The organism is Campylobacter sp. RKI_CA19_01128, from assembly GCF_025771175.1.
Lineage (GTDB): Bacteria > Campylobacterota > Campylobacteria > Campylobacterales > Campylobacteraceae > Campylobacter_D.
In genome coordinates, this window is the sequence record NZ_JAKMPU010000002.1 from 95534 (window position 1) to 120029 (window position 24496).

The window sequence follows — 24496 nt, forward strand, 5'->3', positions numbered from 1 at the left end:
AAAATTAATATTTGATTATAGCTTAAAATAAGTTAAATATATTTTAACTCATCGGGTTTTTGCTTGTTTTTTATAATCTTTTTGGCTATTTTTATGCTATCTGCCGTACCTACGATTAATAATTTTGCTCCAGTACCTATTAAAGTATCACCTCTTGGCATAGGTGTGAATTTTTTATTTTCTAAAATTCCTACTATACTTACGTTTGCCATATCTCTTAAATGAATTTCTTTTAATCTTTTAAATCTCACCCACGATTCATCAGGAATTTTAACCTCTTCTAAATCAATAGGGCTATTTTTTTTATAAAGATAATTTTCCAATAAATTTTCCATATCTGGTCTTGCTGACATCGCGCTAAGTCTTTGCGCGACTAATTTTGTAGCAGAAACAATAGAATTTGCTCCAAGTTTTTTAAGTTTTTCTGTTTCATCTTCGTTGCTTGAACTAGCTAGTATAAAATAAGGATTAATTCTTTGTAGTTCTTTTTCAAATAATCTTACTGAGGCAATGATAGCAATATTATCTGCTATGTTATTACTAAGGGTTATTACGCCTTTTGCGCTAGAAAGATTGGTTTTTAAAAAGGCTGTATTAGTATGAGGTGCGCTTTCTATATAATAAGGATAATTATATTTTTCGGCAATCTCGCTGAAATTTTCAACTTCATCAACCACAACAAAAGGAATATGATTTTCTCTAAATTGCTGTGCTAATTCTATGGTAAAATCATTATGGTAACATATTACAAAATGATTTTTTAATCTTGCAACTTTATGCAGCATTCTTCTTTCCTTGATGATTTTAGACAAAACACCTTTTTTTACTATTTCTATTACTAAACCCATACAAAAAGTAAATATTGTAAAAGTTAATAGTACATATACAACAGTAAAAATTCTACCCGCTGTTGGTATGGGATTAACTTCAGTATAACCCAAAGTGGTAAAAGTCATACCGGCTTGATAAATAGCATCGTTAAGGTTGTAATTACTTGTGAGCATATAACCAAAAGCCCCAATTAATGTCATAACAACAACAGCAATAAGAGGAATTCTTAAAAATTTAAGTTGCTCATAAAGCTCATCATTGAGATTAATTGAAGGTTTTGGAGAGGGAGACCAATTGAGGAATTTTTGTAGCTTTTTTAAAAAAGACATAGTAATTCCTCATTTACATTAAGGATTATTTACTACTTTGCTTTTTAAGTGTTCTTAAAGTCGAAGCAGCAACTCTAACTTTTCTAGTGGTTCCATCTTCTAAAGTAATACGAACTGTTCTTAAATTTGGCAAAAAGCGTCTTTTTGTTTTATTGTTAGCATGGCTAACATTGTTACCTACCATAGGTCCTTTTCCTGTAATTTGGCAAATTCTTGACATAAATTTTCCTTATGAAATAAAAATAATTTTTAGCATTGTATCTAAAACAAGCTTAAAAAAATCAAATATTATCAAAAATACATAAAGAAAATTTGATAATAAGTATGATAAAATTATTTTTTACTTTTATTGGAGATATAAAATGTATGTAGCGCCAAGTTTATTGTCTGCAAATTTTTTAAATTTGGAAAATGAGATTAAAGATGTGTGTGAAGCAGGGGCTGATTTGTTGCACATTGATGTGATGGATGGGCATTTTGTACCAAATCTTACTTTTGGTCCTTGTGTGATTGAAAATATTTCAAAAATTACTCCAGTGCCTTTAGATGTGCATTTAATGGTGCATAATGTTAGTAGTTTTGTAGATTTATTTATTCCAGTAAAACCAAAATTTATTAGTTTTCATTTGGAAGCTGAAAATCATCCTATTAGGGTGTGTGAGTATATAAGAAAAAATAGTATTCATCCTGCTATTGTTTTAAATCCACATGCTCCAGTTTCAAATATAGAGCATATTTTAGAATTTGTAGATATGGTGCTTTTAATGAGTGTTAATCCAGGCTTTGGCGGGCAAAATTTTTTACCTTTAGTGTATGATAAAATTAGACAGTTAAGAGAAATGATAGATAGGAAAAATCTTAAAGTTTTTATAGAAGTAGATGGTGGGGTAAATGGTTTAAATGCGCCTGATTTAGATGAAGCAGGAGCTGATATTTTAGTCGCAGGTAGTTATATCTTTTCCTCACAAGATAAAAAAACAGCAATTAATTCTTTAAAGCTTGAATTTTGAGTCAACAACAAATCGATGATTTAATCATCAAGCTAAGTAAAGAAAACAAACCTTTTCCTTGGGTTTTAAAAGAACTTGCAAAAATAGAAGAATTAAATCATTATGACTTTGATTTATATATTTTTGAGCTTTTAGGACTAGGAGTGGAGCTTAATGCGCAAAATTGCTTGTGCTTAAAAAGTAAAAATACAAAAATAAAAGATGAGATTTTTTGTGTAGTAGATATTGAAAGCACTGGTGGGATAAAAAGTGGTCAAATTTTAGAAATAGGTGCGGTTAAAATTCAAAATTATAAAGAAATTGATAGATTTGAGAGTTTTATAAAAGTAGAAAGCATACCTGAAAATATTACAGAATTAACTGGGATTAGTTTGGATATGGTAGAAAATGCACCTTCTTTAAAAACTGTGTTAAATGATTTTAAATTGTTTTTAAAAGATAGTATTTTTGTAGCACACAATGTGCGTTTTGATTATCATTTTATATCTAAAGCTATGTATGAAAATGATTTTGGGGTACTTTTAAATAGAAGATTATGCACTATTGATTTAGCTAAAAAGTGTATTGAAAGTCCAAAATACGGTCTTGATGCGCTAAAAGAGTTTTTGTGCATTGAAAGTAAGCATCATAGAGCCTTAAGTGATGCTTTGGCTGCAAGTGAAATTTTAAAATACTGTCTTAAAAAAATTCCTTTTTACATTAAAACTACTGAAGAATTGTTACATTTTAGCAAGCAAGCTAAAAATCAAATAAAAAAATAAACTTTGTTTTGTATTTATTGTTATACTTACTTTGCATAAATGACGGGAGCTTGTGATACAGGCTGAGAGTAAGCTAAAAGCTTAGACCGCACCAGAACTAGGTAATGCTAGCGTTGGGATAATTTATCAACTACTCACATACCCTTCATTTATCCAAATTTTATTTTAAGGATAAATTTAAATGAAAACTCAAATGTCTTATGCAAAAGAAGGAATTTTTACAAAACAAATGCAAATTGTTGCACAAAAAGAGCAAGTAAGTGAAGATTTTTTGCTTGAAAATATAGCATGTGGAAAAATTATCATTCCTGCAAATATCAACCATAAAGCACTAGACCCAAATGGTATTGGCTATGGACTTAAAACAAAGGTAAATGTAAATTTAGGTGTTTCAAATGATTGTGTAGATTATAGTGAAGAAGTGAAAAAAGTAGAATTGGCTCATAAATTTAATATAGAAGCTATTATGGATCTTAGTAATTATGGTAAAACTAGTCGTTTTAGAGATGAGTTAATTGCTACTTCAAAAGCTATGATAGGCACTGTGCCTGTTTATGATGCGGTTGGATTTTTAGAAAAAGATTTAAAAGATATTAAGGCAAAAGATTTTTTAGATGTAGTATATCATCACGCTAAAAGTGGAGTGGATTTTATGACAATTCATGCAGGGATAAATTCTCGTGCTGCTAGGGTTTTTAAAGAGTGTGATAGGATTACTAATATAGTTTCAAGAGGAGGTTCAGTTCTTTATGCTTGGATGCAAATGAATGATGCTGAAAATCCATTCTATGAATATTATGATGATTTACTCGCTATATGTAAGGAATTTGATGTGACACTTTCTTTGGGTGATGCGCTAAGACCCGGTTGTACTCATGATGCAAGCGATGGAGCTCAAATTGCTGAACTTATTGAACTTTCGTTATTAACTAAAAGAGCATGGGCTCAAGATGTACAAGTGATGATAGAAGGACCTGGCCATATGGCTATTAATGAAATAGAAGCTAATATGCAACTTGAAAAAAGAATTTGCAACGGCGCGCCTTTTTATGTCTTAGGGCCTTTGGTTACTGATATAGGCGCAGGATATGATCATATAAGTGGAGCGATCGGTGGAGCAGTTGCAGCAGCAGCTGGTGCTGATATACTTTGCTATGTAACCCCTGCTGAGCATTTAAGACTTCCAAATTTAGAAGATGTAAGAGATGGTATAGTAGCGACTAAAATAGCAGCTCATGCAGGAGATATAGCCAAACTTCCTAAAGAAAGAAAAATAGATGATGAAATGAGTAAAGCTAGACAAGATATTGATTGGGAAAAAATGTTTAAATTGGCAATTGATGGAGAAAAGGCTAAGAAAATGTTTAATGAAAGAAAGCCTGAGGAACTTAATTCTTGTTCAATGTGTGGAAAAATGTGTGCTATGAACACTATGAATAAAATTTTAAAAGGTGAGGATGTAAGTTTGATAAAAGAATAAACCCTCGATTATGAGGGTTTAGTTTGATTAATCTATTACTTTATAATTATAAGGTTTTAGATTTTTATCATCTTCAAGAAGTTTTGCTGGTGGATTACCATTTACTTCTTGGTGTTTATAGTAGCGATCTCCTGCTTTGTTGCCATTTAGATCTACTTTATAGTGAATTTCACCTGGATTTAATTTTTGAATATCTTCAAAACCTAAATTTGAAGTTTTGAAATCTTTAATACCATTTTTGGCCGCAATTTCTACTAATTTAGTTTGTCCTTGTCTTGACATATCAACTGATTGTAAAAGCATTCTTGAAGCTTCTCTAGGATTATGGAATCCTGTTGAGTTTTCAGCACCTACAAAGTCTGCTCTTACTTGAGATTTTCTATGCAGTTCTAATACTTCTTTTAATTCAGCTGAAATTTTAGCATCATCTGCTTTGCCATTAGTTTGGAATTTAGGCATTTTTCCAAGCTCTGCACGAATAGTTTCTACGTCTTTAATCAAGCTTACTAAAGAATATTCAGCTGTTCTTAAATCATGAGCTACTGAATTTTGAATATCTTTTACTTGTTTAGCTAGATAGCTTTCGCTTTGAGTATGGCAAGTTTTACAAGCTGAATTAATATCAACTAAAGGCGAGGTGATGTTATGGTTGGTAACTTTTTTTGCACCTTTTCTAATATAAGGCATGTGACAATCTGCGCAACTTACACCATTTGCAGCATGTACTCCACCACTATAAAGCTCGCTTTCTGGGTGTTGAATTTTCAACATAGGTGCTTTAGTGATTTTATGAACCCAATCACTTGGGAAATTTTTTCTATTTTTTTCATAATAATCATCAAACATTTCTATTCTAAATGGCTCACCTTTTTTCCACTCACTCCATGGATAGGTTAACTCTATACCATCAACCTCAATTTCAATTGGTTTATTTCCATCTCTCCAAGAATCAAACTCATCATAAGTTTTTTGTGTACCATTCCACCATTTTTTAGAACTATCATTAGCAATACTTTCACCGATAGTTTTTACTTTAGTACCTGTTGGTTTGAAATAATATTCAACATGACATTGAGAGCATACTAAAGTTCTCATCTCGCTTCTTGAAGCTTTAATGCCTTGTTTTTCATCTGCCTCATAGCCTCTTGAAATTAATGCATTAATTAAAGCTGGTCTTGTAAGTCTTAAACTCATATCTGTTGGGTTGTGACAATCTGCACATGTTACACCCATTCTTTTTCCACCATGAGGTCCACTGTGCTCAGGCGAGTTTTCTTTAGCTCCATTTACCGCAGGAACTGTTTTAATCATAGTCCAATATTTTGCAGAGTTAAATGCCACCCAATCACCTTTTGCAGTGTTGTTTAAAAGCCAAGGAGTCCATCCGCTATGGCAATTCATACAAGCTGTTGGTTGACCACCAAATCCTGCAAAGCCATGTGCATTTAAGAAATCTTTGTTATTTCTAGCTGTATCCATTTGATCTACTTGAACCCAAAAGTGTCCTCTTTCTTCATTAGCATCAATGCTAAATGGATAACCCGCCCAAAGAATAGTAAGTTGTGGATAGCGGATTAGTTTTGAATAAGCTAAATTTCCACCAAATTCTGTTGCATTAGGTGCTTGTTTTTCCACTGCTGTATGCATATCTAAATAATCAGGAAAATTCTTTCCCCAATAATCAAAAGTAGGGTTTTCATCGCCAAGTTTTACAATTTCTTGAGAAATGATTCCACCTACTGAATCATTTGTTTTAGCTGTGATATCTTGATTTAACCACAATACGCCCGCAATAGCTACTATAGTAGCACTTATAGCACTATATAAAATGCCTTTATTATTCATTAATTACTCCTTTCATTTAAAATCCTCTCTTATGGCCAACACCTTGGTGACAAGATACACAACTTAAGGAATTATCTTTATGTGGATCTAGAGTAGGGTTGATAGTGTTGCTCGCAATTTCTTTATGACATTCTATGCAGTTATTTTGGACTATTTCTTTACTTTTTGTATTTGCACTTAAATGTGTAGGTAAAGAATCAAGTTTAAAAGTAAATGCATAAGCATGTCCTAAACCACTTTGAGCTTTAGCAATCCATTTTTCAAAAAAGCTATGTGGTAAATGACAATCATTACAGGTTGCTCTTGGTTTACCATCAACTTCTTTAGAGTGTGAAGCTTTTAAATAATCATTATAAACTTCGTTCATAATATGACAATTATTACAGCTTTCACTAGCATCGCTAAAATAAGAAGTGCCTTTAGCATTATGGAAAGTATACATTCCAACTCCTGCTAAAATTACAAGCAAGAAGAGGAAAACAGCAAAAAGTTTTGAGTTTGCTTTTTTCAAAGTCTCTCCTTTGAATGAAGTTTAAGTTGCAAGAACTTAAGTATAATTATATTATCTATAAAATCTTAAAAAGTAAATATAAATTTATTATTTATTTATAATTTTTTTAATAAGATAAAAAAAGTATTATTTTTTTATATAAATTTATTTACTATTATAAAAATAAAATAAAATTTAATAAAAGAAATACTAAAATATTACATACTAGAAAATAAGGCAGGTGTATTATGCAAATTCAACCATCAATGTATATTAATAGAGAACTTTCTTGGCTTGCATTTAACTCCCGTGTTTTAGATCAATGTTCTAAAGATCTTCCTTTGCTTGAAAAACTTAAATTTATAGCTATATATTGTACAAATTTAGATGAGTTTTATATGATAAGAGTGGCAGGATTAAAACAGCTCTTTGTAGCAGGAATAAGCACAGCAAGTAATGATGAAATGACACCACTTGCACAGCTTAAAGCCATTAGAAATTATTTACATGAAGAAAAATATGTAGTAGAGCAGTATTTTACTAAAATAACTCAAGATTTAGAAAAAGAAAATTTGTTTATTCGTTTATATGAAGAACTTGATGAGGATTTAAAACAACAATGTAATGAGCATTTTTTCTCTAATATTTTTCCTGTAATAGTGCCTATTGCGGTTGATGCAACCCATCCTTTTCCGCATTTAAATAATCTTTCATTTTCTTTGGCGGTAAAGCTTTGTGATCCTATGCATCCTGAACTTTTAAAATTTGGTATGATACGTATACCTAGGGTTTTACCAAGATTTTATCAAGTAAGTTCGAATATTTATGTGCCTATAGAAAGTATAGTACGCCATCATACTGAACATATTTTTCCTGGTTATAAGCTTTTATCATCTGCTGCTTTTAGGGTAACTAGAAATGCAGATATGGAGATAGAAGAAGAAGAAGCTGATGATTTTATGTTGATTTTGGAGCAGGGTTTAAAGCTTCGTAGAAAAGGTGCTTTTATACGCTTGCAAATAGAAAAAGGCGCAGATGAGCAGTTGATTGAATTTTTAAGTTCTCATATGAATATTTTTCATAAAGACATTTATGAATACAGCATACTTTTAAATTTACCATCACTGTGGCAAATCATTTCTAATAAAGAATTTACACATTTATTAAACCCTGTGTATACACCAAAGATTTTACCACCTTTTGGAGATAATGTATCTATTTTTAGTGCAATTGACAAACAAGATATATTGGCTATACAGCCTTATGAAAGTTTTGAGCCTGTGTATCAATTTATCAAAGAAGCAAGTAAAGATCCTAAGGTTGTTTCTATAAGAATGACTCTCTATAGGGTAGAAAAAAATTCAAACATAGTCCAAGCTTTAATTGATGCAGCCAGTGATGGCAAGCAAGTTACAGTAATGGTGGAATTAAAAGCACGCTTTGATGAGGAAAATAATTTGCACTGGGCAAAATCATTAGAAAATGCAGGGGCTCATGTAGTGTATGGAATCACTGGTTTTAAAGTGCATGCAAAAGTAGCCCAAGTGATTAGAAAAGAAGGGGATAAATTAAAAATTTATAATCATTTAAGTACAGGCAATTATAATGCAAGTTCAGCTAAAATTTATACTGATGTGAGTTATTTTACTTCTAAAGAAGAATACTCTCAAGATACCACAACCTTTTTTCATATACTTTCAGGATATAGCAAAAGTCGTCGATTAAAGACTTTATCAATGAGTCCAAAGCAAATCAAAGAACGAATTTTAGATATGATAGCTACAGAAGCAAGTCATGGAAAAGATGGGGTAATCATAGCCAAAATGAATGCTTTAGTAGATGGTGATGTGATTAAAGCTTTATATGAGGCTTCAAATAAGGGTGTTAAAATAGATCTTATTGTGCGTGGAATTTGTTGTTTAAGACCTGGAGTAAAAGGGTATAGTGAAAATATAAAAGTTAGAAGTATAGTTGGAAAATATTTAGAACATGCCAGAATTTTATATTTTAAACACACTGAGCCAAATTATTTTATTTCAAGTGCTGATTGGATGCCAAGAAATTTAGAAAGAAGACTGGAATTAATGACTCCTATTTTTGATGAGCATTCGCGTGCAAAATTAGCCCAAATTTTAAAACTACAATTAAGCGATAATGATTTAGCTTATGAGTTAAACAGTGAAGGAAGATATCGTAAGATTGCTTTAAATGAAGCAGAAAAAATTAATAATTCTCAACAAATCTTAGAAGAATATATTAGTAGAATTTTTAATACCTTGAAAAAAGATACTGATCATAGTAGAGCAGCACATTTAGCAACGAAGCTTTTTAGGGATAGCTAATCCTTGCTTTTTAGCAAGGATTATTTCCAACCTTCTATATAATTTTTAAGTTTTCTACCAACTTTTGGGTGTTTGAGTTTTTTTATGGCCGAGCTTTCTATTTGTCTTACTCTTTCTCTTGTGACATTTAGTTCTTTGCCGATTTCTTCTAAGGTTCTATCACTTTCATCATCCATTAAACCAAAACGCATTCTAATAACAGCTTTTTCTCTGTCATTAAGCTGATCTAAAACTTCATCAATTTGTTCTTTTAAATCATCTTTTAAAATGTGATCCATAGGTGAAATTGAAGTTCTATCTTCTACAAAATCTCCAAATTTACCATCATCTTCATTGCTAATAGGCGCTTCTAGAGAAATTGGTTCTTTAGTGATTTTAATCACTTGTTTTACTTTATCTACGCTAAGTCCTACTTCTTTAGCAATAATGCTTACATCAGGCTCTTTACCTTCTTTTTGTAAATATTCACGAATGATTTTATTGATTTGATTAATAGTTTCTATCATATGAATAGGAATTCTAATCGTTCTTGCTTGATCAGCAATAGCTCTTGAAATGGCTTGTCTAATCCACCAAGTTGCATAGGTTGAAAATTTATAACCGCGTTTATATTCAAATTTATCTACCGCTTTCATTAAGCCTATATTGCCTTCTTGGATCAAATCTAAAAACGGTAATCCACGGTTAGTATATCTTTTAGCAATGCTTACAACCAAGCGTAAATTTGATTTTGCCATTCTGGTTTTAGCTTCATCTGAGATTTTTTTACCGCGCTTTATTTGCTCTAGAATTTCTTTTAGTTGATCTTTTTCTAAATCAAAAGAATTTTGGCTAGCCTCTTTAGTTTGAATGAGTTTTTTAATCTCCATATAAGTGCTTACCATCGTAGTTTCTAGTGCGCGTTCAGCGATTTCTTCTTTGCTAAGTTTTGTAATATCTTTTAAGATATCTTGGTGTCTTTGTTTTAATTCTTCTGAAAACATTGGCAAGCGATATTCTAAGCGTTTTAATTCTTTGTCAAATTCCTCATCGCTTTTTAAAGCTGTTTCCATGGATTTTACTATTTCAGAGATAAGTTTTGAAGTTGGACCTAGATCCATTAGTTTTTCTTTTAATATATTTTTCTTAAAAGCAATTATGAGTTTATCTAACAATTCATCATCATTTTTTTCTGCATTAATAGTAGATATGGTTTTTAACCATTCTTTTTTTGCTTTTTCTAAGGCCTTAAAACTTTCTATAACTTTTAAGGTTCTTTCGTCTTCTTTTTTACTTGCTTTTTTAGGTTTTTTTTCACTTGAGTTTTCATTTTCCTCGTTTTCATTTTCTTCTTCAGAGTCTATTTCATCATCACTTTTATCATCATCACTTTTATCATCATCTTCAAAGCTTTTAAAAAGCTCTTTTACTCTTCTTTCTCTATTGATTAAAGGTTCTTTATAATCAAGTATAAAATCTATCAAATAAGGCACAGAACAAAAAGCATCAATAATAATATCTTCACCTAGCTCAATTTTTTTAGAAATTTCAACTTCCTCGTCCTTGTTTAAAAGAGCTATTTGTCCCATTTCTCTTAAATACATTCTAACAGGAGAGTCTGATCTACTCCATTCAAGCAAATCGTTTTCATTGGCTAAATCAAATTCATTTTCTAAACTCGTATCTTGTAATTTTTGTTTTTCTTCTTGTAGTTTTTTTGCTTCTTCTAAATTTCTTTTTTTAGCAATTTCAGCTGAAGAAATTAATTCTACTTTATGTTTATCCATTAAATCGCGGATTTTTTTTGCACTTGTTGCATTTGGAAGTTTTGCAAAATACTTGACAAGTTTTTCATATGTGATATAATCTTTAGAATTTTCTTTGAAAAGTTCTTCTAAAACATTGGTTTCATTAGCCATGGATACCCCTTGTATTTAAGTAATGAGTGTAAAACTAAATATTATGCCTAAAAATTAATTAAAAACAAATAAAAACATTTTGGAACAGCTTTTGCTTTGTTAGTGAAAAATTAAGATTTTAGTTAGGAAAAACAATGCAAAATGGGTATTATCAAGCCACCGGTGCTATGGTTACGCAGTTTAATCGCTTAGATGTTGTAACTAATAACCTAGCAAATGTAAATACAAGTGGCTATAAAAGAGATAATGTTGTTATTGCAGATTTTAAAAGGATTTTTAAAGAAACTCAAGATGAGTTACCTATACAAAATCATACAAGAGATGCTGCAAGATTTGTAAATACAACTATAGATAGGGTTCCACAAGTTAATCACGTCTATACAAATTTTAGCGTAGGTTCTATGAAAATGACGCATAATCCTTTGGATTTAGCTCTTACTCGTGAGGATACTTTTTATTTAATTAAAACAAATAATGGTGAGGTAAGATTGAGTCAAGACGGAAATTTCCAGCTTGATGATGAAGGTTATTTGGTAAATCGTCAAGGGTATAGAGTTTTAAGCAGTGATTATTTTAACAATCCTGAAAACGATGGCATACGCATAGGAAATTCCACTTCTTTTATTAATGTGGATAAAAATGGAATCATCAGTGCGTCTAATCAAGATATAGCAAGATTATTCGTAGCGCAAGTTGATGACTTAAGAGATTTGCAAAAAGATGGCGATAATATGTATAAAATCGATAATTTAAACAAAATTAGAGATTTGCCAAATTCAAATGCCATTAAGCAAGGTTTTACTCAAGGATCAAATGTTAATCCAGTTACAGAAATGGTAGGATTAATCGAAGCAAATAGAATGGTTGAGATGTATCAAAAAGTTATGACATCTCATATGGATGATTTAAATCAAGAAGCTATTAATAAATTAGCAAGTACTAAATAAAACTAAGGATAGATAAAATGTTAAGATCATTGTACACAGCAGCATCAGGGATGGTATCACAACAAACACAAATTGATGTAACTTCAAATAATATTTCAAATGTTAATACAGTAGGTTATAAAAAATCACGTGCGGAATTTGCAGATTTGATGTATCAAACGATGAAATACGCAGGTACTTCAACCTCAAGCACCACAAAACATCCAAGTGGTATAGAAGTGGGTCTTGGTTCAAGAGTGACAGCTGTGAGTAAAATTTTTAGTGAAGGTAGTTTAAAACAAACATCAACTTCAGGTCTTGATATGGCAATCGCTGGTAATAATGGCTTTTTCCAAATTCAAATGCCTGATGGAACTATAGCTTATACTAGAAATGGTCAATTTACCAAAGATGCTGAAGGAAATATTGTAAATTCAGATGGTTATAGACTTTTGCCGGAAATGACTATACCTGAGGATGCTACAGCTATTAACGTAGCAAGTGATGGAACGGTTTCTGTTATGCAGCCAGGAAATACAGCTGAAACTCAAATAGGTCAAATTGAGCTTGTAAATTTTATTAATCCAGCGGGCTTGCATGCTTTGGGAGATAATCTTTTAGTAGAAACTGATGCAAGTGGAGCGCCTATTGCAGGTATAGCTGGAGAGAATGGATTTTCTGTAATCAAACATGGCTTTGTAGAGCTTAGTAATGTTCAGCTTGTAGAAGAAATGACTGATCTTATTACAGGGCAAAGAGCTTATGAAGCTGGCTCAAAAGCTATTACTACAAGCGATGATATGCTTGGAATTGTAAATCAATTAAAACGCTAGAATTAACTAGCGTTTTATAATATGCAAAAAATATTAAAAAATACTAAAAAACTCCTATTTATAAATACTTGTAAAATATTCTCTATTATAATTTAAATTTAAACTAATCATAGTAATATTTTATTTATGTATTCTTTTATACATAAATAAAACAATAACGAGGGATATAATGAACAGAAGGGACTTCATTAAAAATACCGCTATTGCTAGTGCTTGTGGTGTTGCAGGTCTTAGTGTTCCAAGTAGTGTACTTGCAAATACTGAGAATAAATGGCGTTGGGATAAGGCTGTTTGTAGATTTTGTGGTACAGGCTGTGGAATTTTAGTTGCAAGTTTAGATGGTAAAATTGTCGCTGTAAAAGGAGACCCAGCAGCTCCGGTAAATCGTGGATTAAATTGTATTAAAGGTTATTTTAATGCAAAAATTATGTATGGAGAAGATCGCTTAGTAACACCTTTACTTCGTGTAAATGCAAAAGGTGAGTTTGATAAAAAAGGAAAATTTCAACAAGTTTCTTGGCAAAGAGCTTTTGATGAAATGGAAAAACAATTCAAAAAAGCCTACAAAGAAAAAGGTGTGGAGGGGATTGGAATTTTTGCAAGTGGTCAATATACTATACAAGAAGGATATGCTGCTGCAAAATTAGTAAAAGCTGGTTTTAGATCCAACAATATAGACCCAAATGCACGTCATTGTATGGCTAGTGCTGTTGTTGGTTTTATGCAAACTTTTGGGGTTGATGAGCCTTCTGGTTGTTATGATGATATAGAGCTTACTGATACTATTATTACTTGGGGTGCAAATATGGCAGAAATGCATCCGATTTTATGGTCAAGGGTAAGTGATAGAAAATTAAGTAATTTGGATAAAGTTAAAATCGTAAATTTATCTACTTTTTCTAATAGAACTTCTCATATAGCAGATACTGAAATCATTTTCAAACCAAATACTGATTTAGCTATTTGGAATTATATCGCTAGAGAGATTGTTTATAATCATCCTGAAGCTATGGATAAAGAATTTATTGAAAAACATTGTATTTTTACAACAGGTTATGCTGATATTGGTTATGGAATGAGAAATAATCCAAACCATCCTAAATTTAAAGCAAGTGAAAAAGATACCGTAGTAAAACAAAATGCTATTATTGTAGATGAAGAAGAAGCAGTATCTTTGGCTTATTTGGGTGTAAAAGCAGGCGATAAATTTGAAATGAAACACCAAAATGCTCCTGATGCGCATTGGGAAATTTCATTTGAAGATTTCAAAAAAGCTTTAGAGCCTTATACACTTGATTATGTTGCTAAAGTTGCTAAGGGTAATGAAGATGAAAGCATAGAAGAATTTAAGAAAAAACTTCAAGAATTAGCAAATTTATATATAGAAAAAAATAGAAAAGTTGTAAGCTTTTGGACTATGGGCTTTAATCAACACACAAGAGGTACTTGGGTAAATGAGCAAGCTTATATGGTGCATTTTTTACTTGGTAAACAAGCTAAGCCAGGAAGTGGTGCGTTTTCATTAACAGGACAACCAAGTGCTTGTGGAACTGCAAGAGAAGTAGGGACTTTTTCGCATCGTTTGCCTGCTGATATGGTAGTTGCAAATCCTAAACACAGAGAAATTAGTGAAAAAATTTGGAAAGTTCCTGCAAAAACAATCAATCCTAAACCAGGTGCTCCGTATTTAAAAATCATGAGAGATTTAGAAGATGGAAATATCAAATTTGCTTGGGTACAAGTAAATAATCCTTGGCAAAACACTGCTAATGCAAACCACTGGATAGCAGCGGCTAGAGAAATGGATAATTTTATCGTTGTGAGTGATTGTTACCCAGGAATTAGTGCTAAGGTGGCAGATTTAATTTTACCAAGTGCTATGATTTATGAAAAATGGGGTGCTTATGGTAATGCTGAAAGAAGAACTCAACACTGGAAACAACAAGTATTGCCTGTAGGTGAAGCTATGAGCGATACTTGGCAAATCATGGAATTTGCAAAACGCTTTAAATTAAAAGAAGTTTGGGGTGAAACTAAGGTAAATGATAAGCTTACCCTACCAAGTGTTTTAGAAGAAGCTAAAGCTATGGGTTATAGCGAAGATGATACTTTATATGATGTATTATTTGCTAATAAAGAAGCAAAATCTTTTAAAGCAAACGATTCTATTGCAAAAGGATTTGACAATAGTGATGTTAATGGCGATGAAAGAAAAATTATAGGTAGTGACGGTAAAGAATTTGAAGGTTATGGATTTTTTGTACAAAAATATCTATGGGAAGAATACCGCAAATTTGGCTTAGGTCATGGACATGATTTAGCTGATTTTGATACTTATCATAAAGTAAGAGGTTTAAGATGGCCTGTGGTAAATGGTAAAGAAACCCAATGGAGATTTAATACTAAATTTGACTATTATGCTAAAAAAGCTGCTCCAAATTCAGACTTTGCGTTTTATGGTGATTTTGCTAAAGAATTACCAAAAGGAGATTTACTAGCTCCAAAAACTAAAGAAAAATACAGTTTAAAAAACAAAGTAAAAATTTTCTTTAGACCATTTATGAAAGCACCTGAAAGACCAAGCGAAGAATATCCATTCTGGTTATGTACTGGTAGGGTTTTAGAGCATTGGCATAGTGGAACTATGACCATGAGGGTTCCTGAGCTTTTCCGTGCAGTACCTGAAGCACTTTGTTATATGAATGAAGATGATGCTAAGGCTATGAAAATTAATCAAGGTGATATTGTATGGGTAGAATCACGTCGTGGTAAAGTAAAAGCTAGAGTAGATTTTCGTGGTAGAAATAAACCTTCTAAAGGCCTTGTGTATGTGCCTTGGTTTGATGAGAATGTATATATAAACAAAGTTACACTAGATGCAACTTGTCCGTTGTCTAATCAAACAGATTTCAAAAAATGCGCCGTAAAAATTACTAAAGCATAAAAATGAAAAATAGAAGAGAATTTTTAGCCTTTGCTTTTAAGCTTTTATGCATAGGAAGCGGAAGTGCATTTTTGGCAAGTTTAGCATTTAGCTCAAATCAGGAGTATTTTTTAAGACCTCCTGGGGCAGATGATGAAAAAGAATTTTTATCAAAATGTATACGATGTGGACTTTGTGTAAAAGCCTGTCCTTATGATGTTTTAAAGTTAGCAAATTTAGAAAATAGTGCTAAAAATGGTACACCTTTTTTTGTAGCAAGAGAAAATCCTTGCAGGTTATGTGAGGATATACCTTGTATAAGGGATTGTCCTACAAATGCTCTAGATCATAAATATTTAGAGCAAAAAGATGGAATTTATAAAACAAAAATGGGTATAGCTATAATTGATAGTGCAAGTTGTGTTGCTTATTGGGGAATTCAATGTGATGCATGTTATAGAGCTTGTCCTCTAATGGATAAAGCATTAAAACTTGAAACAAAACGCAATGAAAGAACAGCAAAGCATGCATTTTTACTACCTGTGGTAGATCATGAAGTATGTGTTGGATGTGGGATTTGTGAAAAAGCCTGTATAACACAAAAAGCAGCCATTAAAGTTTTGCCTAGAGAATTTGTTTTAGGAAAAGCTGGGGATAATTACATCAAAGGTTGGGATGAAAAAGATGAAAAGCGTTTGCAAGATGTAAACACAGATAAAAATTTCAATAAAAATAAGGCTAAAGATTATCTTAACGATGGAGAATTGCTATGAAGTATCTTATTTTAAGAAGAGTAATGCAATTGTCTATTTTAACTTTTTTTTCTTTTGGTGTATTTAATTTTATATTAAAAGGAAATTTAAGCTCTTCGGTTTTATTTTCTTCGGTGCCACTAAGTGATCCTTTTGCATTTATTCAACTTGCTTTGGCAAGTTTGCAAGTAGATTTGATGGCTTTAAGTGGTGCTTTGATAGTATTTTTATTTTATGCTATTTTTGCTGGAAGAGCATTTTGTGCTTGGGTTTGTCCTGTCAATATCATTACTGATTTTGCTTATTTTATTAGAAATAAATTAGGTTTTAATCAAGCAAGAGTTTTTAATGTAAATAAAAATTTGCGTTATTATGTTTTAGCTTTTGTTTTGATTTTTTCTTTTCTTTTTTCTTTTCCTGTTTTTGAGGAATTTTCTTATATAGGAATAATCCAAAGAGGGATTATTTTCGGTGGTGTTTCTTGGCTTTTTATGGCTTTGATCATTTTTTGTATAGATACATTTTTTAGTCCAAGGTTTACTTGTTCGCATTTTTGTCCTTTAGGGGCTTTTTGGGCTTTAAGTTCGCATTTTTCATTGTTAAAAGTAAGATATAGCTTACAAAAATGCACTAAGTGTTATAAATGTCTTGGAGTGTGCCCCGAAAAACAAGTGCTTTGGATGATAGGTAAAGAAAATCAAGATGTAAAATCAGGTGAGTGTATAAGATGTGGAAAATGTATTGATATTTGCGGTGATGATGCTTTAGGTTTTAGTATAATAAATTTAAGGAGAGAAAATGAAAAATAAAATCTTTTTATCCTTAGCAGCAGCTGTTTTAATAAGTGCTTGTGGGCTTGCTGTTAAAAGTGTTGATTCAAAAGATATAGGTTTAAGAAAAACAAGTTTAGAAAGTGAAAATGTAGAATTATTGGATGCAAAATATTCTCAAGCAGTGGCTGGTGAGTCTGTTTTGATTGAAAGATCGTTTGAAAATGCTCCGCCATTAATCCCGCACACTTTAGAGGATATGCTTCCAATTACTAAGGATAATAATATTTGCTTAAGTTGTCATGATAAGACTATTGCTAAAGATGTTGGAGCTACACCACTTCCAAGTAGTCATTATTTTGATTTAAGAAAAAACAAATCTACTAAAGATATGATAAGCGATGCAAGATTTAATTGTACACAATGTCATGTGCCACAAAGCGATGCTGAACCTTTGGTAGGAAATAGCTTTGAAGCAAAATTTAAAAGCGAAGAATCAAAGAAAAAATCTAATCTTTTAGATGTTTTAAATGAAGGTGTAAAATAAAATTATGAAAAAAATGTTTTTAATCTTACTAATGAGTATTTATGCATTGAGTTATGAGCTTAAGCTTGATTCAAATTTAAACGCTTTAAAGCTTGCTGATAATAGTTTGCTTATAGGACTTGATAATGGAGAAATAAAACAATATTTCCTTAAAGATAAAAAAATGCAAAAAATCACTCAGCTGGATAAGATTAAAAATTTTTACGAAGAAAATCTTAGCCCTAGAATTTATAGTATTGATTACTTAAATGGGGCTATTTTGATTTTAAGTGAAGGTGATTTTGGAAGTAAAAAATTATATGTTTATAAAAATAAACAACTTTTAAGCTATGATTTAGCTAATGATGGAGCAAAAAAAGCTTTGTTTTTAGATGATAATACTATTTTATTAGCCTTGCTAGGTTCTAATATAGAGCTTTTTGATCTAAAAACAAAAAGCGTTGTAAAAAATTTTACTTTTTCTAGTTCAAGCTTAAGTGATGTGGTTTTAAATGAAACTAAAACTCAATTAGTGGCAGGTTTTGAAAGTGGTGAGCTAATGCTTTTTGATGTGAAGAAATGGCAAAAAATAAAAAGTTATAAGAATATTCACAAGGATAATATTTATCAACTTGATTTTAAAAACACAATTATTGCAAGCTGTAGTACTGATAGAAAATTAGGCATAGTGAAAAATGATCAAGAAAAAAACATAGAAAGAGATTTTTTGATTTATACTTGTGCTTTAAATAAAGATGGCTCAATAGCAGTTTTTGGAGATAATGAAAAAAATATCATAGAACTTATAGATACTAAAAATTTAAAAACGATAAAAAAATTCCAAAATAAAGATTTTTTGCTAGAATATCTTATATTTTTAAATGAGCATGAGCTTATTAGTGCAGGTTATGAAGATAAAATTATATTTTGGAGTATAGATGAATCTTTCTAGTGTGTTGATTTTAACCAAAGAAGAAAAAGTAGAAAAACTCAAAGAACAAATTCAAAAAACACCTTGTTGTAGTGTGGAATTAGCTCAGGATGAAAAAATTATAGTAGTAATAGAAAGTGAAAATTTAGATGATGAGTTAAAAGCATATAAACAATTAGAACAGCTTGATGGGGTAGTGAGTATTAATATGGTTTTTTCTTATCAGGATTTAGACGAAGAAAGAGAAAAAATTTTAAAAGCAAATTTTGGGGCAAATGCTTTTGATGAGAATTTAAAAAAAGATAATATAGAATACTATGGCAATGTCTTTAGAAAGTATTGATTATGGTTTTTTTGATTCCTTTGATTTTTATCATTTCTTCTGTTTTTATTATTGATCATTTTTATTTTTCTAAGGAAAATGAAGTAGTAAAACAACAAAAGCAAATAGAACAAAAAAATATTAAGCAAGATAAACAAAAATACCTTGAAAATATATTAAATCAAAAATAATCATGTATACACAAATTTCATATAAAAAATTCTTTTAGATTAATATTTTAGTTGTAATTACCCTTGCTTTAAATTTAAGAGCACCTATAACCTCTATAGGTCCTATGATAGAATACATTCAAGAATATTATAAGATAAATTCAGCCCTAGCAGGAATGCTTACAACTTTACCTTTGATAGCCTTTGGGCTTATATCTTTTTTCGTGGCGTATTTTTCGCAAATTAAAGCTTTGTTTTTTGCTTTGTGTTTAATTGTTTTTGGAGAGTTTATTAGAAGTTATGGGGGTAATATAGGTTTATTTTCTGGGGTTTTTCTAATTGGGGCAGGCATTGCAATAGCTAATGTTTTATTACCTTCTTTTGTAAAAGAAAAATTTGCAAAAAATGCTTATAAAATAATGGGTTTATATGGATCAATTATAGGTTTATCTTCAATTGCTGGAGTGGCTTTATCGCTTCCTTTGCTTAAAATTTTTGAGGTGCCTCAAGCTATGTTTTTTTGGGTTGTTTTAGCTTTGATTGCTTTGATTTTTTATTTTCCGCATTTGAAAAACAAAAGATTATTGCGTCCTAAGAAGAAAAACATCAATAAAATAAATCTTTTTTTGAATTTAACAGCTTGGAAAGTTACTATTGTAATGGGACTGCAAAGTTTTTTATCTTATAGTCTTTTTGCTTGGCTTAGTGTGATGATAAGTGAAAAAGGTTTTGGAGTTGATTTTGGTTCTAATGTTTTATTGCTTTCTCAAATCATAGGTATGCCTGTGGCGTTTTTATTGCCTATTGTTTTAGGAAAACTAAGAGCTCATGCTAAGGGTTTTGTTATTATAACATTGGGTTTTTTATATGTTTTAAGTTTTATTTTGGTGTTTTTTTGTGATGTAAAATTAGTATTGTTGTTAGCAGCTATTTTCTTAGGTTTTGCATCTAGTGGGGTTTTTACAATTTCATTATTGTTTATTGCTATAAAAAGTTCAACTTCTTTTATAGCAGCTAAACTTTCTGCCATGTCACAAGGCATAGGGTATTTAATAGCAGCTCAAGCACCTTGGATTATAGGTATGCTCCATGATAGTTTTGGAAATTTTACTTTAGGCTTTATCATGCTTATTACGGTAGCTATAATACTTAATATTTTTGTATTTTTAGCATATAAAGCTCCTGTGATTAAGTAAAAATTAAAATAAATTAAAGTCTTTTTTGTTAGAATTTTGACATTTTATTTTTTGTGAGTTGATAATGCGATATACAGTAACAGAAGCCTCTATTTATGAAGCACAAGGTTTAAAAGATGAAGCTTTGGAGATTTATAAAAATATATTAAAGCAAGATCCGCAAAATAAAAATGCTATTGATGCTATAAGGCGTTTAAGTGGTTTGCGCTCTAATCATGAAGATTTAAATTATGACATGCTTGATTTTTTTGTTAATATGAAAAGCGAAGAAGAAATTAATGAATTTAAAAGGTGGTTAATAAAACTATGAATATAGAAGATTTAGCAAAAATGGCCATAAGTGAAGTTAATTCAGAGTTAGATAATAAAAAAAGTAAAAATGATGAATTTGCTCCTATGGTAGAGGAAATTACTCAAGAAAAAAGTGTTAATACTCAAGAGAAAAAAATCAAAGAAGAAATTAGTAAGGTTGCACAAGAATTGATCCAAGAATTAGATGATTTAGAAGTAAAAGTTAAAGAAGATGATAAGCAAGCTATGACTATTAAGGTTGAAGCTTTAGAGGAAAAAGAAGAAAGTATTATAAATAATGAAGAATTTTTCTTAAAAAATATCAGAGAGCGTATTTTGGTTTTATTTGAAGGATTAAAAAATACTAAAGATGAGCATATAGAAAAAAGACTAGATATAACAATTACTTTTTTAGAGTTTTTACTTGCAAAGATTGAAGATAGACTTAAAAAATGATCATGATTTTTTAAGAATTAAAAATATACTTAAACCTTACACACAAAGAGCTTATTTGGTAGGTGGTTGTGTAAGGAATTCTTTTTTAGATTTATCTAGTGATGATTATGATATAGAAATTTATGATATTGAGCCTAAGCTTTTTGATGAGCTTATGCAAAAACTTGGTGCAAATGGAGTAGGAAAAAGTTTTTTTGTATATAAATACAAAAAATTTGATTTAGCTCTAGCGCGTTATGAAAATAAAATTTCTACAGGCCATAGAGGTTTTGAGGTTAAAGTTTGTAATGATGAACAAGAAGGAGCTAAAAGAAGGGATTTTACCATTAATGCATTGATGGTAAATATTTTTGATTTTAAGTTTTTAGATTTTTTTAATGGTTTGCAAGATTTACAAGCAAAGATTATAAGACATATTGATGATATAAGTTTTGTTGAAGATAGCTTAAGAGTGCTTCGTGGAATTTCTTTTGCATGCAGGTTTGATTTAACAATTGCAAAAGAAAGTTTAAAATTAATGCAAACTATGGATATAAGTGATTTATCTAAAGAGCGTATTAATAGTGAACTTTATAAAATTTTTAAAACTTCAAGACTAAATAAAGCTTATGAGTATTTCAAAATTTTAAAGTTAGAAGAAAAAATATTTTTTTATCAAAGCTGTAATGAAGAATTTGAAAAACTTTTAGAGCATAGTCAAAAATTAATTTATGATGAGGCTTTGTATTTATATTTGTATTTGAATTTTTTTCATATAAATAAAGAGGAATTTTTCAATAAAACAAAATTAAAAAAAGAACTATTAAAAAAATGTGAACAAGAATTTATTTTAGGTAAAATTGATGATTTTAATTTAGCTAAAATTGCTTTAAAAATACCACTTTGCAAATGGCTTGGACTTTGGGATAATGAGCGTATGGCACAAGCAAAGAAATTAAATTTATATTATCATGCTTTTAAAAGTAAAATTAGTGCAAATGATTTACTAAAGGAAGGATTTAGTGGGAAAGAGCTTGGAATTGAGCTTGAAAAAAGAAGATTACAAGAATTAAAAAACTATATAAAGGAGCAAAAATGAATGAATATATTTTAAAAATTTCAAGTAGTGATAAAAAAGGATTGATTTATAGAATTTCAGATGTTATTTTTAAATATAGAATCAACATTATAAAAAATGATGAATTTGTTGGAGAAAATCGTTTTTTCTTTAGAGCGCATTTAGAAGGTGAGCTTGATATAAAAGCTTTTAAAGGAACGCTTGAAGCCATGCTTCCTGATAATGCACAAATTGAAATTACACCAAAGAGAAAAAAAGATATTATTGTTTTAGCTACCAAAGAAACTCATTGTTTGGGTGAATTACTTATTCGCCAATTTAGTGGGGAATTTAACGCAAATATTAAAGCAGTTATTGCAAATTATGAGATATTAAAACCTTTAGTGGATAAATTTAACATACCTTTTCATACTATTTTAGCGCAGGATTTAAGTAGGCAAGAGCATGAAGAAAAACTACTAGAGTGTTTAAAACAATATGAGTTTGATTATATTGTTTTAGCAAAATATATGAGAATATTGTCTCCATCTTTTGTGGAGCATTTTGAAGGAAAGATTATTAATATCCACCATTCTTTTTTACCTGCATTTATAGGAGCTAATCCTTATAAGCAAGCTTATGAAAGAGGAGTGAAGATTATAGGCGCAACAGCACATTTTGTAAATAATAACTTAGATGAGGGACCAATTATCACTCAAGATGTTATACCAGTTACTCATGAATATTCTTGGCAGGCTATGCAACAAGCAGGACGTAATGTGGAAAAAAATGTTTTTTCTAAGGCTTTGGATTTGGTCTTTGATGATAGGATTTTTATACACGAAAATAAAACGATAGTGTTTTAAATTTTTGATGCCAAAAAGGCATCAAAAATTAGCAAGAATAACAAGTTTTAAACTCATATGCAGTTGGTCTAGCTTCTACAGGCCATACTTGGGTTTCAAATTTCATATGTTGATAATCATCAATAAACACATCACTCATAACAGGTTTTAAGAAAGCATTTTTTCTAATGAGTGCTTCTAAAGATCCTCTTAAAGTGTGAGGTAATTGCTCTATACCTTTTTCTCTAATCTCATCTAGGGTTAGTGCAAATAAATTTTCATCCATAGGGCCAACCGGTATGGTTTTGTTTTTAATACCATCAAGTCCTGCCATAAGTAAGCTTGTAAAAGCTAGGTAAGGATTAGAAGTGCTATCAGGAAATCTAATTTCTACTCTTGCGCTTTTTTCGTTAATACCATAAGGAACGCGACAACTTGCAGAGCGATTTTGACAAGAATAAGTTAAAATGCAAGGTGCTTCAAAACCTGGAACTATTCTTTTATAGGAATTTGAGCTAGGATTGGTAAATGCGGCAACACTTCTTGCATTAGCTAAAATTCCACCGATGTAATTAATCGCACATTCGCTTAATTTTCCATAGCCTTCTTTATCATAGAATAAATTTACTCCATCTTTCCAAAGACTCATATGTACATGCATACCACTTCCATTATCTCCATAGAGTGGTTTTGGCATAAAAGTTGCTGTTTTTCCATTTAAATGTGCTACCATTTTTACTACATATTTGTAAATTTGTATATTATCAGCAGCTTCAACTAAATTTCCAAATTCTACACCAATCTCAGCTTGTCCTTGTGCTACTTCATGGTGATGTACGAAAGTTTTTAAACCGACTCTTTCTAAAACTTGCATCATTTCAGCTCTAATATCTACACTAGAATCAATAGGGCTTACAGGAAAATACCCACCTTTATTTCTTGGGCGATGTCCGCTATTGTAACTATCTGTGAAATCTTTATTATCATTCCATTCACCTTCTTCAGTATCTACTTCATATTTTGCACAATGAGAAGAATCAACTATTTTTACATTATCAAAAATAAAAAATTCATTTTCAGGACCAAAATAAGCTGTATCGGCGATATTGCTTGTACTTAAGTGTTGCATTGCTTTTTTGGCAATACTTCTTGGACATTTTTCATACATTTGATCTTTATAAATATCATATACATCACAAATTACTATGATAGTAGGATCTGCTGTAAATGGATCTAAAAATGCACTTTCTACATCAGGTTTTAAAATCATATCTGATTTTTCTATAGGTTGCCAACCGTGTAAAGAGCTTGCATCAAAAGGAATTCCATTTTCAAAAGTTTTATCATCAATTGCTTTTATATTGTAAGTAATATGGTGCCAAGTACCTATCATATCAGTAAATCTAAAATCAACAAATAAAACCTCATGTTCTTGACAATAACTAAAAAACTCACCAATGTTATTTACAAACTTACCCATTTTCTCTCCTTTTTAATAGGTATTAATTTATTTTTTAAGATTGTAGTATATTT

General features: G+C 30.5%; 24 protein-coding genes and 1 riboswitch. Of the genes, 18 read left to right on the plus strand and 6 right to left on the minus strand.

The window, feature by feature from the left end:
• Positions 1-32 precede the first annotated feature (32 nt).
• On the minus strand, positions 33-1160 hold the full coding sequence (locus tag L8U98_RS02135; RefSeq protein WP_263678769.1) for a potassium channel family protein: 1128 nt from the start codon (positions 1158-1160) through the stop codon (positions 33-35).
• A 25-nt stretch (positions 1161-1185) separates the two neighbouring features.
• Positions 1186-1380 (minus strand): 50S ribosomal protein L28, encoded by a 195-nt coding sequence (gene rpmB / locus L8U98_RS02140; RefSeq protein ID WP_012661734.1) that lies wholly within the window; start codon positions 1378-1380, stop codon positions 1186-1188.
• Between the two features lie 142 nt (positions 1381-1522).
• Here rpmB and rpe point away from each other — a divergent pair, with 142 nt between their 5' ends.
• The 3 genes from rpe (at position 1523) to thiC (ending at position 4411) form a co-directional block, all read left to right on the plus strand.
• The gene (rpe, locus tag L8U98_RS02145; protein ID WP_263724792.1) at positions 1523-2170 is read left to right on the plus strand and encodes a ribulose-phosphate 3-epimerase; all 648 of its coding nucleotides are present in this window, start codon (positions 1523-1525) and stop codon (positions 2168-2170) included.
• Positions 2167-2931: a 3'-5' exonuclease gene (locus L8U98_RS02150; protein WP_257396772.1), complete on the plus strand. Its 765-nt coding sequence runs from the start codon at positions 2167-2169 to the stop codon at positions 2929-2931. The genes rpe and L8U98_RS02150 overlap by 4 nt, the downstream gene beginning before the upstream one ends.
• Before the next feature lie 32 nt (positions 2932-2963).
• Positions 2964-3068: riboswitch (TPP riboswitch) on the plus strand.
• 44 nt (positions 3069-3112) lie between these two features.
• On the plus strand, positions 3113-4411 hold the full coding sequence (gene thiC / locus L8U98_RS02155; RefSeq protein WP_263724793.1) for a phosphomethylpyrimidine synthase ThiC: 1299 nt from the start codon (positions 3113-3115) through the stop codon (positions 4409-4411).
• Positions 4412-4438: 27 nt separating this feature from the next.
• Here thiC and L8U98_RS02160 read toward each other — a convergent pair whose 3' ends face one another.
• A complete protein-coding gene (locus tag L8U98_RS02160) occupies positions 4439-6256 on the minus strand; it encodes an ammonia-forming cytochrome c nitrite reductase subunit c552 (protein ID WP_263724794.1) in 1818 nt (605 codons plus the stop codon).
• A 16-nt stretch (positions 6257-6272) separates the two neighbouring features.
• Positions 6273-6767, minus strand: a complete 495-nt coding sequence (nrfH, locus tag L8U98_RS02165; protein WP_263663116.1) for a cytochrome c nitrite reductase small subunit — start codon at positions 6765-6767, stop codon at positions 6273-6275.
• 227 nt (positions 6768-6994) lie between these two features.
• Here nrfH and L8U98_RS02170 point away from each other — a divergent pair, with 227 nt between their 5' ends.
• Complete coding sequence (locus tag L8U98_RS02170) at positions 6995-9088, plus strand: RNA degradosome polyphosphate kinase (RefSeq protein WP_263724795.1); 2094 nt, start codon at positions 6995-6997, stop codon at positions 9086-9088.
• Between the two features lie 20 nt (positions 9089-9108).
• On the opposite strand, the gene rpoD is transcribed toward L8U98_RS02170, so the two are convergent.
• Positions 9109-10986 carry an RNA polymerase sigma factor RpoD gene (rpoD, locus tag L8U98_RS02175; protein ID WP_263678759.1) on the minus strand — a complete coding sequence of 626 codons (1878 nt, stop codon included), beginning with the start codon at positions 10984-10986 and terminating at the stop codon, positions 9109-9111.
• A gap of 134 nt (positions 10987-11120) precedes the next feature.
• Here rpoD and L8U98_RS02180 point away from each other — a divergent pair, with 134 nt between their 5' ends.
• From L8U98_RS02180 to purU, 14 genes are all read left to right on the plus strand, one after another.
• Positions 11121-11933 (plus strand): flagellar hook-basal body protein, encoded by an 813-nt coding sequence (locus tag L8U98_RS02180; RefSeq protein WP_039668554.1) that lies wholly within the window; start codon positions 11121-11123, stop codon positions 11931-11933.
• Between the two features lie 17 nt (positions 11934-11950).
• On the plus strand, positions 11951-12745 hold the full coding sequence (flgG, locus tag L8U98_RS02185) for a flagellar basal-body rod protein FlgG (RefSeq protein WP_039626513.1): 795 nt from the start codon (positions 11951-11953) through the stop codon (positions 12743-12745).
• A 169-nt stretch (positions 12746-12914) separates the two neighbouring features.
• Positions 12915-15689, plus strand: coding sequence for a periplasmic nitrate reductase subunit alpha (gene napA / locus L8U98_RS02190; RefSeq protein ID WP_263724796.1), 2775 nt, complete (start codon positions 12915-12917; stop codon positions 15687-15689).
• Positions 15690-15691: 2 nt separating this feature from the next.
• Entirely contained in the window at positions 15692-16441 is a 750-nt protein-coding gene (napG, locus tag L8U98_RS02195) for a ferredoxin-type protein NapG (protein ID WP_039618627.1), read from the plus strand.
• On the plus strand, positions 16438-17229 hold the full coding sequence (napH, locus tag L8U98_RS02200) for a quinol dehydrogenase ferredoxin subunit NapH (protein WP_263724797.1): 792 nt from the start codon (positions 16438-16440) through the stop codon (positions 17227-17229). The genes napG and napH overlap by 4 nt, the downstream gene beginning before the upstream one ends.
• Complete coding sequence (locus tag L8U98_RS02205) at positions 17219-17737, plus strand: nitrate reductase cytochrome c-type subunit (RefSeq protein WP_263708109.1); 519 nt, start codon at positions 17219-17221, stop codon at positions 17735-17737. Before napH ends, L8U98_RS02205 begins: the two co-directional genes overlap by 11 nt.
• 4 nt (positions 17738-17741) lie before the next feature.
• Positions 17742-18668 (plus strand): WD40 repeat domain-containing protein, encoded by a 927-nt coding sequence (locus L8U98_RS02210; protein WP_263724798.1) that lies wholly within the window; start codon positions 17742-17744, stop codon positions 18666-18668.
• Positions 18655-18990, plus strand: a complete 336-nt coding sequence (locus L8U98_RS02215; RefSeq protein WP_263724799.1) for a chaperone NapD — start codon at positions 18655-18657, stop codon at positions 18988-18990. The genes L8U98_RS02210 and L8U98_RS02215 overlap by 14 nt, the downstream gene beginning before the upstream one ends.
• A gap of 2 nt (positions 18991-18992) precedes the next feature.
• Entirely contained in the window at positions 18993-19160 is a 168-nt protein-coding gene (locus tag L8U98_RS02220; protein WP_257396760.1) for a hypothetical protein, read from the plus strand.
• 38 nt (positions 19161-19198) lie between these two features.
• The gene (locus L8U98_RS02225; RefSeq protein WP_263724879.1) at positions 19199-20335 is read left to right on the plus strand and encodes an MFS transporter; all 1137 of its coding nucleotides are present in this window, start codon (positions 19199-19201) and stop codon (positions 20333-20335) included.
• Between the two features lie 61 nt (positions 20336-20396).
• Positions 20397-20645, plus strand: coding sequence for a hypothetical protein (locus tag L8U98_RS02230; protein ID WP_087691144.1), 249 nt, complete (start codon positions 20397-20399; stop codon positions 20643-20645).
• Positions 20642-21082, plus strand: a complete 441-nt coding sequence (gene ciaD, locus L8U98_RS02235) for an effector protein CiaD (protein WP_263724800.1) — start codon at positions 20642-20644, stop codon at positions 21080-21082. The genes L8U98_RS02230 and ciaD overlap by 4 nt, the downstream gene beginning before the upstream one ends.
• Entirely contained in the window at positions 21051-22160 is a 1110-nt protein-coding gene (locus L8U98_RS02240) for a CCA tRNA nucleotidyltransferase (protein WP_263724801.1), read from the plus strand. Before ciaD ends, L8U98_RS02240 begins: the two co-directional genes overlap by 32 nt.
• Positions 22157-22984 (plus strand): formyltetrahydrofolate deformylase, encoded by an 828-nt coding sequence (gene purU / locus L8U98_RS02245; protein ID WP_263724802.1) that lies wholly within the window; start codon positions 22157-22159, stop codon positions 22982-22984. Before L8U98_RS02240 ends, purU begins: the two co-directional genes overlap by 4 nt.
• Before the next feature lie 28 nt (positions 22985-23012).
• Here the strand turns inward: purU and glnA are convergent, their stop codons facing one another.
• Positions 23013-24443, minus strand: a complete 1431-nt coding sequence (gene glnA, locus L8U98_RS02250) for a type I glutamate--ammonia ligase (protein ID WP_263708113.1) — start codon at positions 24441-24443, stop codon at positions 23013-23015.
• Positions 24444-24496 lie beyond the last annotated feature (53 nt).